The organism is Streptomyces sp. MBT53, assembly GCF_016654115.1.
In the GTDB taxonomy this organism is placed as follows: Bacteria; Actinomycetota; Actinomycetes; order Streptomycetales; family Streptomycetaceae; genus Streptomyces.
On the sequence record NZ_JAEQAZ010000050.1, the window covers coordinates 22,777 to 34,568 of the forward strand.

Consider the following 11,792-nt stretch of genomic DNA (forward strand, 5'->3'; position numbering starts at 1 on the left):
GGGCGACAAAAGGGACGGGCCTCCCGAACGTATCCCGGGCGGCCGGGCCCCACCACCGGAGTGCGGTGCCGCGTCAGGCTCGGGTCAGTCCCACCAGAAGTGCCAGGTGGGCCGGTCGATCAGCTTCTGGGCGTACGTCTCCAGGTCGCCGATGTCGTCCGGGCAGAAGGCGAAGTGCTCGGCGGCCACTTCCTCGGCCTCGTCGAGGTCGGCGGGCGGGGCCGCCACGGACACGGTCAGCCGGTCGAAGCCGAGGGCCACGACCCGTATGCCGAAGCGGTCTTCCCAGGAACGGAGGACCGCGCAGAGGCGGGCCGTGTCGTTCTCGTGGTTGGCGGGGCCCATCCAGCCGATCGCCGCCGGGATGTCAGCGCTGCGGCGGGCCGGCACCAGGGCGAGGTGCGGTGCCTTGAACCCTGGCCCGCCGCCGGTCAGGGAGTCGGCGACCTCGGCCGCCCGCTCGTCGGGATCGGCGACGAGGGCGAGCGGTTCGGCGAGGCCGGGCCACTCGTCGCCCTCGTCCGTGTACTCCTCCCAGAACTCCTCCAGCACCTCGTCGGCGTCGTGGTCCCCGGGATACGACATCTCGTCGGGGCTCAACTCCCATTCCCCTGGGCCGCCTTGGTCGCCGTTCACGTCCATGAGCAGCGGGAGGAGCCCGGCGGTGCGCGCGGACCGCAGCGCGTCGTAGTCACCGGGCCCAGCCGGTCCGTCCGCGCACCACAACAGCGCTTCGTCCGACGGGCCTTCGGCCGTCGTGTCGATCAGTCTCCCGAGAGGGAGTTCAAGCCCGAACGAGCTGCCGCTCGGGTCGGCCGCCAGCTTCGGCAGCGGATTGGGAAGAGTCGCCATGTCAGAGACTTTAGAGGCGACCACTGACAGCCGGAGACCGGTCAGGCCGGGTACGGGCTCGCCTCGCGGGCCGCGCTCAAGGCGGCCGCCCACCAAGCGAGTTGGTCCAGCAGGGTCTTGGCGTAGCCGGGCGCCTGGGGGTCCAGTGGCTGCCCGTCCTCCCACGCGGTGAAGTAGTTCGGGAACGCCAGACCGTCGCGGATGGTCACCGCGTGCAGCTCGGTGAGGACGTTCTCCAGGTGGAGGACGGCATGACGGCCGCCGGCCGCGCCGCCGTAGCTGACGAAGGCGACGGGCTTGGCCGTCCACTGGGTGAAGTGCCAGTCGATGGCGGCCTTGAGCGCGGCGGGGTAACTGTGGTTGTACTCCGGAGTGACCAGGACGAACGCATCCGCCCCCTCCAGACTGGAGGTCAGGGGCGCCATTCCTTCGGGGCGCGGGTAGGAGTCGCCCGCGTACTTCGGTGACTCCGCGGGCAAGGACAGGGGGATCTCCACGTCGGCGAGGTCGACGACCTCGACGTCGAACCCGCCGTGCGCACGCGCCTGTTCGGCGACCCAGGAGGCCACGACGGGCCCGAACCGCCCTTCCCGCACGCTTCCGACGACGATGACCAGCTTGTGGTTCTGCGGCTTCTCACTCATGAGATCTACGGTCCACCGCGGCAGCAGCGGCAACCAGACCGGGCGGAGGCTGGCCCCCGCAGGGCCACGCTGAGACATTCGAGCGATCGGGCACCGCCACTAAACTTTGAGTCATGGGCACGCCACTGGGGGACTTCGTCCGAGCCAAGCGCGACAGCATCCAGCCCGAGTCGTTCGGGATCCCCGAGCGGGGCCGCCGACGCGCACCGGGCCTACGACGCTCCGACCTGGCCGCCCGCGCCGGGATCAGCGTCGAGTACCTCACCCGCATCGAGCAGGGCCGGGACCGCAACCCGTCCCCCGCCGTGGTCAACGCCATCGCCGACGCCCTGAGTCTGGACGCGGCGGAACGCGAACACCTCCGCTACCTCGCCAAGATCACCGGCGGGGCCTGCCCCTCGCACCGGCGGCCCGCGCCGCCCAGCCGCGAGGTCCGTCCGACCGTGCTGGCGACCCTCCAACTCCTCGAACCCGCACCGGCGTTCGTCACCAACCGCCTGGGCGACGTGCTCGCGCACACCACGGGGTTCGAGCTGGTGATGCGCGGCAGCGGGCTGCTGGACACACGCGAACCGAACCTCACGCGCTATGTGTTCATCGATCCCCGCGCCCGGACGTTCTTCCCCGACTGGGACCAGGTGGCCGACGAGCAGGCCTTCGACCTGTGGCTCGGCCCGTCCCTGGAGACGTCGGAGTGGTTCACGGCCGACCTCGCTCCGCTGGCCGGGCAGGAGTTCACCCGGCGCCTCAACCGTCACCTGCCTCCACCACAGGTCCCGCTCCGCACCGGGCACGAACTGCGCTGGCAGCGCGAGCGGTTGGAGCTGCCGCGCACGGACGCGCAGGAACTGGTCGTGCTCCTGCCCGCGGACGAGACGACGGCCCAGGCGGTGGAACGGCTCCGCCACCGGGCGCTTCGCGCGATCGGCTAGCGGGTTGCCGAGTGGGTCGTGAACGCGGTCCAGGCGGCGGGGGAGACGGTGAGGGTGGGGCCGCTGTCTGCCGGGTTTTTGGAGTCGCGGATGTGGATGGTGTGGGGGCAGGTGGCGACTTCGACGCAGGCGCCGCCCTCGTCACTGCTGTAGGTGGACTTCCGCCAGGTGTAAGCGACTTCGAGGCAGGCGCCGCCGTCGCTGTTGCTGTAGCTCGACTTGAACCACTGAAGTGCGGTGCTCATTACTCTCCCAGCAGACGGTCCAGCAGGCTTCGTGAGTCCTCGATGGTGAGGGCCTGCGTCCGCAGCATCGCATATCTGCGGGTGAGGATGGATACCTCATCGGGGTCGGAGACCCACTGGCTGCCCCGCTGGGAGTCGGTGTAGGCGAGGTGCTGGTGATCCGGCGTCTCCAGAAGGATGAAGGGGCCCGCGTCGCCGACATGAGAGGTCCGATTCAGCGGAAGGATCTGGAGGGACAGGCCCGGGAGTTCGGAGTACTCACGCAGCGCGCGCAGTTGCTCGCGATGCACTTCGCGGCCTCCGTTGGGCCACAGCAGCGCGGGCTCCCAGACGACGAAGCTCATCGTCGGCGGGTTCTTGCGGTGCAGGATCTCCTGGCGGCTGATGCGGCCCGCGAGCTTCGTCGCCAACTCGTCCTCGTCGTACGCCGGAAGGCGATTGCTCAGCAGCGCGCGGGCGTACTCCTCGGTCTGGAGCAGGCCGGGGACGACCAGGGCGTCGTACCAGGACAGAGCGATGGCCTCACGCTCGTGCAGCATGTACTCCTCGGCGTAGAGCGGGAATTGGTCGATCTCCGGCAGGTTGTCCACCCCCGCCGCCAGCGTCCCCTTCGTGTCGAGGATCAGATCCAACGTCTTGGCCAGCGACAGCATCAGCCGTCGCCTGCCCTGCTCGATCGACGCGATGGTCTCCTCGTCGACCATGGCGCGTTCTGCGAGTTGACGCTGCGTCAGTCCCGCGGCCATGCGCGCCGCTTTGACCTGTGAGCCCAGTAGCCGCATCGTCGAGCGGTTCTTCTTGGAGTTCATGCTGTGGTGCTCCCCACATCCACCCGTTTCGGACCCCGCACCGACCCGTACTCCGCCCGTACAAAAACGGATCCAGGCCTCACGCCCTGTCAACAGTAGTGACGCTCAGCAACTCTTGTCCCGTGAACCCGAGTGAGAAGTTCTTCCGGCGCGAACGCCGGTCCGTTCCCGCTGCCAGGCGCTTCGCGCACGCGTTCCTCGCCGAGTGGGGGCTCGCGGAGGCCGAGCGCTGCGGTGATGTGCTGCTGTGCGTCAGTGAGTTGGCGACCAACGCGTTGGTGCACGGGGTGCCGCCGGGACGGCAGTTCCGGGTGTTCCTGTGCTACGACGGCCAGGCGCTGCGGGTCGAGGTGCACGACAGCGGGGGCGGTGTCCCGCACGTGGACGAGGCCGACGACGGCGACGAGGGCGGACGCGGGCTGCTGCTCGTCGCCGCCCTCGCCGACAAGTGGGGCGTGGGGGAACGGGACTTGGGCAAGGTGGTGTGGGCGGAGTTCGTCACGGCTCGTCGGTTGGAGGGGGCATGAAGTCGAGGCTGTCATCCGTCGGCGTTCAGTCGGAGGGCGAGGTCGTGGGCGGTGGTGCTGGTGAGGTCTCCGACGAACGCGCCGACGATTTCGAGACGGCCGCCGGTGAGCGAGGAGTTCACGCTGGGGTTGCCCCAGAGCTTGCCGTCGATGACGATAGCGAATTCGTTCCGCGGGGGCGGGGCCGAGGCGATGGAGCCGGTGAGGGCGGCGAAGCGGGTCCGGTCGGCGGGACTGAGGGTCACCTCGACCTGCCAGGTGCCGTCGAGGGTGCTTCTGCCGGCCTTCGCGGAGGCGACACGGACGCCGGTCATGCCCTTGGTTCGGTCGGCCTTGACGCAGAACGCCGGGTGGGCCGCGCTCGCGGCCACGGTGTAGCCGCCGCTGCCGTGGGTGCAGGCGGTCTCCGTGGACGAGGTGACCGGCAGGATGGAGATCAGGGCCGCCTTCTCGGTGTTCCCCGTGTCCCCTGCGGCGGGCTGAACCACGTGCGCGTGCCGGGTGGTCGTGCTGTCCGCGACGGCGACCGCGCCGACGGCGACCACAGCGGCGGCGGCGACGCAGGCCCCGGCGCGGGCCAGCCGTTGGCGCCGCCGGGCGACCCGCAGTGCGCCGTCGGCCAGGCCTACCAGGTAGGGACCGGCGGTGCTGTCGCCGCTCTCCTGGACATGAGTGTGCAGGGCGTCGTGCAACAGCGTTTCGTGCAACGGCTGTTCGGTCGAGTCGCTCATGCGATGACGCCCCTTCCGGAGGCAGGGGAAGAGGTGCCGGCCGACCGCTCCGCCTCGGCGAAGGCGGCGCGGAGCGATGCGAGGGCCTTGTGGGTCTGGCTGCGGACCGTCCCTGGGGCGACGCCCAGGATCTCGGCGATCTCGTGGTCGGGCCGGTCCTCGAAGTAGCGCAGCACGATCACCGCGCGCTGGCGCTTGGGCAGCCGCCGCAGCGCGGCCATGATGTCCTGCCGCTGGATCACGATGTCGGCCCAGTCGACGGCCTGCCCCGGCGGGTCCGGCAGCCTGTCGGTGACCGTCTCCTTCCCCCAGCTGAGCAGGCGGAAGCGGTCCACCTGGGCGTGGTAGATCGCCCGGCGCACATAGATCTCCGGCTGCTGCCGGTCGCGCAGCCGCGACCAGCGCCGGGCGGTGGACGCGAGCGCGGTCTGGACCAGATCACGGCCCTGCTCCCAGTCCCCGGTCAGCAGGTAGGCCGTGTGCAGCAGCGATCTCGACCGCGCCGCCACGAACTCGCGGAACTCGCGTTCCTCGTCGGCGTTCAATGCGCCCTCCCTCTTTCCCCCGTAAAGACGGGTACGGAGGGGGATTCGACTGCCCTGTCAGTCAGACTTTCTGACCGGACTTCGGCAAGGCCGGGTCACCCGGCCGACTCGGAGAGGTACGAGAAGTGGTCCAGGAGCGGCCCGTGTCGAAGGCCCGAGGAGAAGTCCTGGTTCACGATCATCTTGATGATGTTGGACGCGATGTCCTCCCGTACGCCCTTGCCGTTGCGCGGGCCGCACCAGGGGTTCCAGTCGGCGACGGTGCCGGGGGTGAACGTGAGGACGTTCGGGAGCAGGGCGTCCGCCGCCCAGGCGCCGTAGGCCCGCGCGGTCGGGAAGCGGTGGGGGCCGTGGCCGTAGGTTCCGCCGGCCTCGACCACCGCCGCGATGTTGTCCCTGACCTGGCCCCAGATCCCCGAGGCGGGGGCGGTCGCGGGGTGGGCGGGCCTGCCCTTGAGGTCGTCCGTGGGGACGCTCGCGTTGTAGTCGACGTGCGCCGAACCGCCCGCGAAGTCGAAGAACGTGGTCATGTTCGGCTCGGCGGCGCGCTGGAGCTGGGCCCAGGCGTTGTGGCCCTTGTCGAAGTACGCGGTCGTCGCCCAGAAGTGGAGCCGGCCGCGGCCCGTCACCTCCACGGGCACCTCCAGCACGAAGGATCTGACGGCGGTGTTCGCGAAGTCGTCGTGGGCGGGACGCAGCGCGTCGAGGTCGGGGAACGTGCCGGTCGCCAGCGCCTTCGTCGTCGCGACGGGGAAGGGGATGAAGTTGTAGAACGGGTCACGGCGCCGCCCGGCGAAGAGCCTGACGCCGTGACGGCACTCGACTACCTCCCCGACCGGGGCGTCGGGGGGTGTGATGACCGTGCCCGAGGCGTTGCGGTCGGTGGCCGCGGCCCCGGTGAGCTGCTCCACCCGGACGTGCTGCGTGCCGTCGGCGCCGATCGGGAAGGTGGCGCGAAATGTGATGTCCTCGACGTGGTCGCCGTCTGTGTCGATCCTCAACTCGTAGTAGCCCGCCGGGTTCCAGGGCTTGCCGTCGAGCGGCGAGGTGTTCATCCCGAAGACCGTGCGCGGGCCGTGGCGGTCACCGGCCCCGGCGAAGCAGTAGGCGTCGGTGATGTCCAGCGTCTCGTCTTCGGGGTAGTCGAAGTGGTGCGACATGGTGCTCCTAGCCGATCCGGGGGGTGCGGGCGTACGGATTACGGGCGTACGGATTGCGGGCGAACGGCTGCAGCGCGAGCGTGTAGAACCGGTCCCGGTACGGAGCCTCGTCCGTGCCGCCGAACTCGCCGTACAGCCAGAGGAAGGGCAGCTGCCCGGCATCCCAACTCACGCGGTCGGAACGCCCGTTGGTGTGCAGCAGCTCGTACCAGCCCTCGGTGAAGCCGCTCAGGACCGCGACCCGGGTGGGGGCGCCGCGTGCGGGGACGACCGACGCGTCGACCGTGCTGCCGTCGGCCGCCGACAGGTACGGCCACGCCGAGCGGGCCGACCCGACGTAGGGACCGGTGTAGAAGTCCCGGACGGGAACGGCCTCGACGCCCGCGGGCAGCACCAGGCGGGTGCCCGGGGTGAGCAGCGGAGCGTGGTAACGCCGCTCCCGGCCGCTCGCCGGCGCACCGGTGACCGCCGGGGCGGCCGACGCGGGGGAGGCCGCGCCGACGAGGCCGTAGAGAAGGGGAAGGGCCGCGAGGCCCCCAAGAACGCCGCGTCGGCCCGGCGTCGGGCCTGGGGTGATGTTCACGCGACGAACGTACGGTCACCGCCCGTGAGCGCGTCAGCGGCAGAGACGACACGATCCATAGCGTTGCCGTCATGGTCGTCATTGCCGTCTCCGCCTGCGCTGGAAGGCTGCGGCTCCCAGCAGCGAGAAAGGACGTCCTGGTCAGCGTGGTGCGGCAGGTGCATGGTGAGGGGGATTCCCCGGGTCGGGAACCCTATGGAACGTGTCGGTTCTGCCGCTGACGCGGTAACGGGCTGTGACCGTAGGTTCGTCGTGCGCCGGGAGTCCGGCGCCCCGTGAACCAGCAGAGGAAGCAGTGCGCACCATGAACGCTGTCTACACCGCGGTCGTCACCGCCAACGGCCGGGACGGCCGCGCCACCAGCACCGACGGACACCTCTACGTCCGCCTCGCGTTCCCGCCCGCGCTCGGCGGCGACGGCCAGGGCACCAACCCCGAGCAGCTCTTCGCGGCCGGCTACGCGGCCTGCTTCACCAGCACGCTCGGCGTCGCGGGCCGGGCGGCGAAGGTGCCCACCGGCGACATCTCGGTGACCGCCGAGATCGGCCTCGCCAAGGACGAGACGGACGGCGGCTTCGCGCTCACCGCCGTGCTGCGCGTCAAGCTGCCCGAAGCCCTGCGGAACGAGACCGGCCGCAAGCTGGTCGAGCAGGCGCACGCGGGCTGCCCGTACTCCAAGGCCACCCGCGGCAACATCCCGGTCGAACTCGTCGTGGAGTAACTCCCGCCCGCCACCCGACAGTTCATGACGGCAGCGCGCCGTCGCCCACCGGAGGAGACCGATTTGACCAGCGCACAACCGTCGCCGCCCCGCCCGGCGGAGTCCCACGGCCACGACCACGACCGCATGATGGGCATGGTCACGGGCTTCTGGGTCACCCAGACGGTTCGGGCCGCCGCGTTGTACAACCTCGCGGACCACCTCGCGTCCGGAACCGACACCGCCGAGGCGATCGCCGAAGCGGAGTCCACCGACCCCGACGCCACCCGCCGCCTGCTGCGCACCTGCGCCTCCCTCGGCCTGATGACCTCCGAGGACGGGCGGCACTTCACCGGAACGTCCCTGCTGAGCACACTGCGGCACGACGACCCGCACTCACTGCGGCACTTCGCCATCTCCCAGTCCGCACCGGGCCATTGGCTGCCCTGGGGCCGATTCCCCGAAGCCGTCCGCACGGGCCGGCACCAGGTGACCGCGGCCCACGGCGAGGCGAACATCTTCGACTACTTCGCCAAGCACCTCGACGAGGCGTCCTCCTTCACCGAGTCGATGAGCAACCTCTCCCGCGCCGCCGCCCTCGACATCGCCGAGGTACTGGACACCAAGGGCGTCACCCGCGCCCTGGACATCGGCGGAGCCGGCGGTGACGTCGTCCTGGCCATGATGCGGGCCAACCCCGAACTCGACGGCGGCGTCCTCGACCTGCCCCACATCGTCCCCGCCGCTGCCGAAGCCGCCCGGGCCGAGGGACTGGAAGAGCGGTTCATCGCGGTCGGCGGCGACTTCTTCGAGTCCGTTCCGGCCGCGGACCTCTACGTCCTCAAATACATCCTCCACGACTGGGACGACGCCCACTGTGTCCGCGTACTCCGCAACTGCCGGGCGGCGCTGATCCGGGGCGGCCGTATCGCCGTCGTCGACCACCTGGTCGGGGACATCGGTCAGCCCGGGCTCGCTCCTCTGATGGATATGAACATGCTCGGCATGACCGGCGGCCGGGAACGCCAACTCGCCGAATTCGACGCCCTGTTCACCGCGGCCGGCCTACGGCGGGTCAAGGTGAGCACTGCCGGGGCCTTCGCCGTCATCGAGGCCGAACCCACGGCCTGACCCCCTCCGGAGAGAAGAAGCCCCGCCATGCACGTAGCAGTCGTCGTCTATGACGGGGTCTTCGACTCCGGGCTCGCAGCGATCCTCGACATCCTGAGCAACGCCAACGCGCTGGGCGGACAGATCCACCGACCGCCGACCTGGAACGTGACCATGGTCGGCGCCGCCCCGTCCGTGCGGACCGGGGCCGGGCTCACCGTGACGCCCGGCCCCCTCGCGCACGCCGAGACGACGGACCTGCTGGTCGTACCGGCACCGGCGGAGAGCGACCCCTCCGCGCTGGTCGACCATGTCGCGGGCGACGCGTCCCGGCCCGTCCGCGACCTGATCGCCCGCACCCGCGCCCGCGGCACGACCATCGCCTCCGCGTGCGCGGGCACCTTCCTGCTGGCCGAGGCGGGAGTGCTCGACGGACTGCGCGCCACGACCACCTGGTGGCTGTCGCCGACCTTCCGCGACCGCTACCCCAAGGTGCGGCTGGACCACAGCCGGATGGTCGTCGGCAGCGACGGCATCACCACCGCAGGCGCCGCCTTCGGCCACGTCGACCTCGCACTGTCGATCGTCCGGACCGGCAGCCCCGCCCTCTGCGACATCGTCGCCCGCTACCTCGTCATCGACGAACGCCCCTCACAGGCGGCCTACACCATCGCCAGCGCCCTGGCCCAGAGCGACCCCACGGTCACCGCCTTCGAACTCTGGACCCGCGAGCATCTGGCCGACCCCATCAGCATCCTCGAAGCGGCCAAAGCCGTCGGCGTCAGCGAACGGACCCTGCAACGCGCCGTGCAGCGCGCCGTCGGGACGTCCCCCATCCGCTTCGTCCAGGACCTGCGGATCGAACACGCCTCCCACCTGCTGCGCTCCACCGACCTGTCACTCGAGACCATCTCCCGGAAGGTCGGCTACGAACACCCCAACACTCTGCGGGTACTCCTGCGCGAACGCACCGGCAAGACCACGGCCGCCCTGCGCGGCAGGTGAATCCCTTCAACGCCCCAACAGCCGCCGCGCCCGGCGTACTTGACGGTTGTCCGCGACTGTGTCGAGCAGGCGCCGCCCGGCACCGGCCTCGTACGCCGGGCCCTCCACGCGAAGCAGCGTGCCGTTGCGGACGACGGCGTACGCGATGGGGCCGGCGGTCTTGGGGAGGCTGACCGGGTGGCGGCCGGAGGGGAGTTCGAGACGGGTGGGGAGGCGGAGATAGGCGGTCGAGCCTTCGGGGGTGGGGAGGAGGTCGGCCTGGACCGAGAGGGTCGCCACGGTGACCTTCACGCGGGCCGGGGCTGCGGTCGGTGTCGTCACGATGTACGGCAACGGGAGGGAGCGTCTGCCGCGTGCCGTGTTCCGGGCGGCGGCCGGGGCCGTGTCCGGGCCGAGTTTGCGCAGCCGTTGGTCCACGTCGAGCGCGAGTTGGCCCTTGATCGTCCAGTACGGCAGGGCAAGCCGGCCTTCGGTCAGTGCGGGGGCCGCGGCCGGGGTGCCGGTGCTGCTGTCGCTGGTGACCCGCACCATCCGGTCCACGCCCAGCAGTTGGACGTACGCCCATACATCGTGCACCCCGCGCTCCAACGGCCGTCCGCCCGCGAGCTTTTCGGGGTCCAGACGCAGCTGGCCGGAGGCGATCACCTGCGAACGGCCGTCCCCCAGGGGCCTCAGCCGTACTTCCAGGTCGCCTTCCGGGTACCACCAGTCCTCGCGGTCCCGGTCCTTGACCACCAACTCCGCGTACGCCCGCCGGAACGGGTCCGGGACCTCCCAGCCGTCCTCGGTCCCCGGCACTCCGGCGATCAACTCCGGGTCCAGCCACTGCTTTCCGTCCCGCTCGACGAGAACCAGCGGCTCGCCGTCCCCGCGCAGCAGGTCCAGCGTGACGTCGGCGACCAAGAGGCCGTCCTCCCAGCGGAGTTCGCCGACCTCGGTGCGGACCTTCACCTCACGGACGCGCTCGGCGAGGGTGACGGCGCCGTCGAAGTCGCCGCGTTCCAGCAATTCCGCGCGCAGTCGTGACACGGCGGGGAGACCCTCGCGTACGGCTGCCGGGAACTCCTCGACCGCCACCTCCCGCGCCGCCTCGAAACGCTGCCGCTGCTCGGCCGGGTCCTCGCGGAGGATCTCGGGCTCGCGGGTGCGGGAGAGGATCTCCACGTGGTAGAGGCGGTGGAGGAGCCGGTTCTGGAGCGCGTCGATGTCGTCGGACGCGGGCGTGCCGTCCTTGATCTGGCGGACGACGGTGCGGGTGTTCGGCCAGAAGCCGTGGCGCGGGTTGAACCGGTGTTGGGTGTTGTTGCCGCCGTCATCCCTTTTCATCCAGTAGTAGACCGGATAGTCGGCAAGGATCGAAATGCGTTCCGCCTTCAGATAGGCGGCGCTGACGAAGGCCAGATCCTCAAGAATCCAGGGCCCTTCCGGAAAACGAAGTCCGTGCTCCTCGATGAACGCGCGCCGGAACATCTTGTGCGGCGACATGCTCTGCGTCAGCTCGTCGTTCTCGATCGTGCAGGCGTCCACCGTGTGCCGGAACAGCCGCCGGGGCCGCACCATCGTGCTGGACATCTTGCCGAGGACGATGTCGGCGTCGTTGCGCTTCGCGTGCTCGTACAGCCGCTCAAGGGCCTCGGGCCCGAGCGTGTCGTCATGATCGACGAACTGGATGTACTCGCCCTTGGCGTGCTTCATGCCGAGGTTGCGGGGAGCGCCGGGCCAGCCGGAATTGGGCTGGGTGTGCACCTGGACGTTCGGAGCGCCGGCGGCGATCTTCTCCAGGCGGCTGAGGGTGTCGTCGGTCGAACCGTCGTCGACGTAGATGACCTCGTACTCGTCGGCCGGCAGGCTCTGTCCCAGCAGCGACGGCGCGCACTCGTCGACGTACTTCCCGGTGTTGTAGACGGGAACGATCACGCTGACTTTGACTCTCGGCATTCCATGGACCC

At 70.3% G+C, this 11,792-nt stretch carries 14 protein-coding genes; 5 read left to right on the forward strand and 9 right to left on the reverse strand.

Annotated features, from left to right (window positions below; genetic code table 11):
• Window positions 1-84: 84 nt before the first annotated feature.
• Complete coding sequence (locus JHN45_RS20280) at window positions 85-852, reverse strand: DUF4253 domain-containing protein (RefSeq protein ID WP_201049924.1); 768 nt, start codon at window positions 850-852, stop codon at window positions 85-87.
• Window positions 853-893: 41 nt separating this feature from the next.
• Complete coding sequence (locus JHN45_RS20285; RefSeq protein ID WP_200712589.1) at window positions 894-1,496, reverse strand: NADPH-dependent FMN reductase; 603 nt, start codon at window positions 1,494-1,496, stop codon at window positions 894-896.
• Window positions 1,497-1,609: 113 nt separating this feature from the next.
• On the opposite strand from JHN45_RS20285, the gene JHN45_RS20290 reads away from it, so the two are divergent.
• Entirely contained in the window at window positions 1,610-2,428 is an 819-nt protein-coding gene (locus JHN45_RS20290; RefSeq protein ID WP_200712590.1) for a helix-turn-helix domain-containing protein, read from the forward strand.
• Here the strand turns inward: JHN45_RS20290 and JHN45_RS20295 are convergent.
• Together JHN45_RS20295 and JHN45_RS20300 are read right to left on the reverse strand one after the other, a co-directional pair.
• Window positions 2,425-2,673, reverse strand: coding sequence for a DUF397 domain-containing protein (locus tag JHN45_RS20295; RefSeq protein ID WP_200712591.1), 249 nt, complete (start codon window positions 2,671-2,673; stop codon window positions 2,425-2,427). The genes JHN45_RS20290 and JHN45_RS20295 overlap by 4 nt on opposite strands.
• Window positions 2,673-3,482 carry a helix-turn-helix transcriptional regulator gene (locus JHN45_RS20300; protein WP_200712592.1) on the reverse strand — a complete coding sequence of 270 codons (810 nt, stop codon included), beginning with the start codon at window positions 3,480-3,482 and terminating at the stop codon, window positions 2,673-2,675. The genes JHN45_RS20295 and JHN45_RS20300 overlap by 1 nt, the downstream gene beginning before the upstream one ends.
• 122 nt (window positions 3,483-3,604) lie before the next feature.
• On the opposite strand from JHN45_RS20300, the gene JHN45_RS20305 reads away from it, so the two are divergent.
• Complete coding sequence (locus tag JHN45_RS20305; RefSeq protein ID WP_200712593.1) at window positions 3,605-4,009, forward strand: ATP-binding protein; 405 nt, start codon at window positions 3,605-3,607, stop codon at window positions 4,007-4,009.
• Between the two features lie 11 nt (window positions 4,010-4,020).
• Here JHN45_RS20305 and JHN45_RS20310 read toward each other — a convergent pair whose 3' ends face one another.
• The 4 genes from JHN45_RS20310 to JHN45_RS20325 form a co-directional block, all read right to left on the reverse strand.
• Window positions 4,021-4,740 carry a hypothetical protein gene (locus tag JHN45_RS20310; RefSeq protein WP_201049925.1) on the reverse strand — a complete coding sequence of 240 codons (720 nt, stop codon included), beginning with the start codon at window positions 4,738-4,740 and terminating at the stop codon, window positions 4,021-4,023.
• Window positions 4,737-5,285: a SigE family RNA polymerase sigma factor gene (locus JHN45_RS20315; protein WP_200712595.1), complete on the reverse strand. Its 549-nt coding sequence runs from the start codon at window positions 5,283-5,285 to the stop codon at window positions 4,737-4,739. Before JHN45_RS20315 ends, JHN45_RS20310 begins: the two co-directional genes overlap by 4 nt.
• 95 nt (window positions 5,286-5,380) lie before the next feature.
• On the reverse strand, window positions 5,381-6,445 hold the full coding sequence (locus JHN45_RS20320; RefSeq protein ID WP_200712596.1) for a DUF4331 family protein: 1,065 nt from the start codon (window positions 6,443-6,445) through the stop codon (window positions 5,381-5,383).
• Between the two features lie 7 nt (window positions 6,446-6,452).
• Window positions 6,453-7,028, reverse strand: a complete 576-nt coding sequence (locus JHN45_RS20325; protein ID WP_200712597.1) for a hypothetical protein — start codon at window positions 7,026-7,028, stop codon at window positions 6,453-6,455.
• 304 nt (window positions 7,029-7,332) lie between these two features.
• Here JHN45_RS20325 and JHN45_RS20330 point away from each other — a divergent pair, with 304 nt between their 5' ends.
• The 3 genes from JHN45_RS20330 (at window position 7,333) to JHN45_RS20340 (ending at window position 9,843) form a co-directional block, all read left to right on the forward strand.
• Window positions 7,333-7,749: an organic hydroperoxide resistance protein gene (locus JHN45_RS20330; protein ID WP_234468517.1), complete on the forward strand. Its 417-nt coding sequence runs from the start codon at window positions 7,333-7,335 to the stop codon at window positions 7,747-7,749.
• Between the two features lie 63 nt (window positions 7,750-7,812).
• Complete coding sequence (locus JHN45_RS20335; protein ID WP_234468518.1) at window positions 7,813-8,859, forward strand: acetylserotonin O-methyltransferase; 1,047 nt, start codon at window positions 7,813-7,815, stop codon at window positions 8,857-8,859.
• 27 nt (window positions 8,860-8,886) lie between these two features.
• Complete coding sequence (locus JHN45_RS20340) at window positions 8,887-9,843, forward strand: GlxA family transcriptional regulator (RefSeq protein WP_201049926.1); 957 nt, start codon at window positions 8,887-8,889, stop codon at window positions 9,841-9,843.
• Between the two features lie 6 nt (window positions 9,844-9,849).
• On the opposite strand, the gene JHN45_RS20345 is transcribed toward JHN45_RS20340, so the two are convergent.
• Window positions 9,850-11,781, reverse strand: coding sequence for a glycosyltransferase family A protein (locus JHN45_RS20345; RefSeq protein WP_201049927.1), 1,932 nt, complete (start codon window positions 11,779-11,781; stop codon window positions 9,850-9,852).
• Window positions 11,782-11,792 lie beyond the last annotated feature (11 nt).

Bases quoted from the DNA above. Each gene is read 5' to 3' on its own strand.
- JHN45_RS20345 (WP_201049927.1), bottom strand. From the start codon at position 11,781: ATGCCGAGAGTCAAAGTCAGCGTGATCGTTCCCGTCTACAACACCGGG.
- JHN45_RS20280 (WP_201049924.1), bottom strand. From the start codon at position 852: ATGGCGACTCTTCCCAATCCGCTGCCGAAGCTGGCGGCCGACCCGAGC.
- JHN45_RS20340 (WP_201049926.1), top strand. From the start codon at position 8,887: ATGCACGTAGCAGTCGTCGTCTATGACGGGGTCTTCGACTCCGGGCTC.
- JHN45_RS20285 (WP_200712589.1), bottom strand. From the start codon at position 1,496: ATGAGTGAGAAGCCGCAGAACCACAAGCTGGTCATCGTCGTCGGAAGC.
- JHN45_RS20320 (WP_200712596.1), bottom strand. From the start codon at position 6,445: ATGTCGCACCACTTCGACTACCCCGAAGACGAGACGCTGGACATCACC.
- JHN45_RS20310 (WP_201049925.1), bottom strand. From the start codon at position 4,740: ATGAGCGACTCGACCGAACAGCCGTTGCACGAAACGCTGTTGCACGAC.
- JHN45_RS20330 (WP_234468517.1), top strand. From the start codon at position 7,333: ATGAACGCTGTCTACACCGCGGTCGTCACCGCCAACGGCCGGGACGGC.
- JHN45_RS20300 (WP_200712592.1), bottom strand. From the start codon at position 3,482: ATGAACTCCAAGAAGAACCGCTCGACGATGCGGCTACTGGGCTCACAG.
- JHN45_RS20290 (WP_200712590.1), top strand. From the start codon at position 1,610: ATGGGCACGCCACTGGGGGACTTCGTCCGAGCCAAGCGCGACAGCATC.
- JHN45_RS20295 (WP_200712591.1), bottom strand. From the start codon at position 2,673: ATGAGCACCGCACTTCAGTGGTTCAAGTCGAGCTACAGCAACAGCGAC.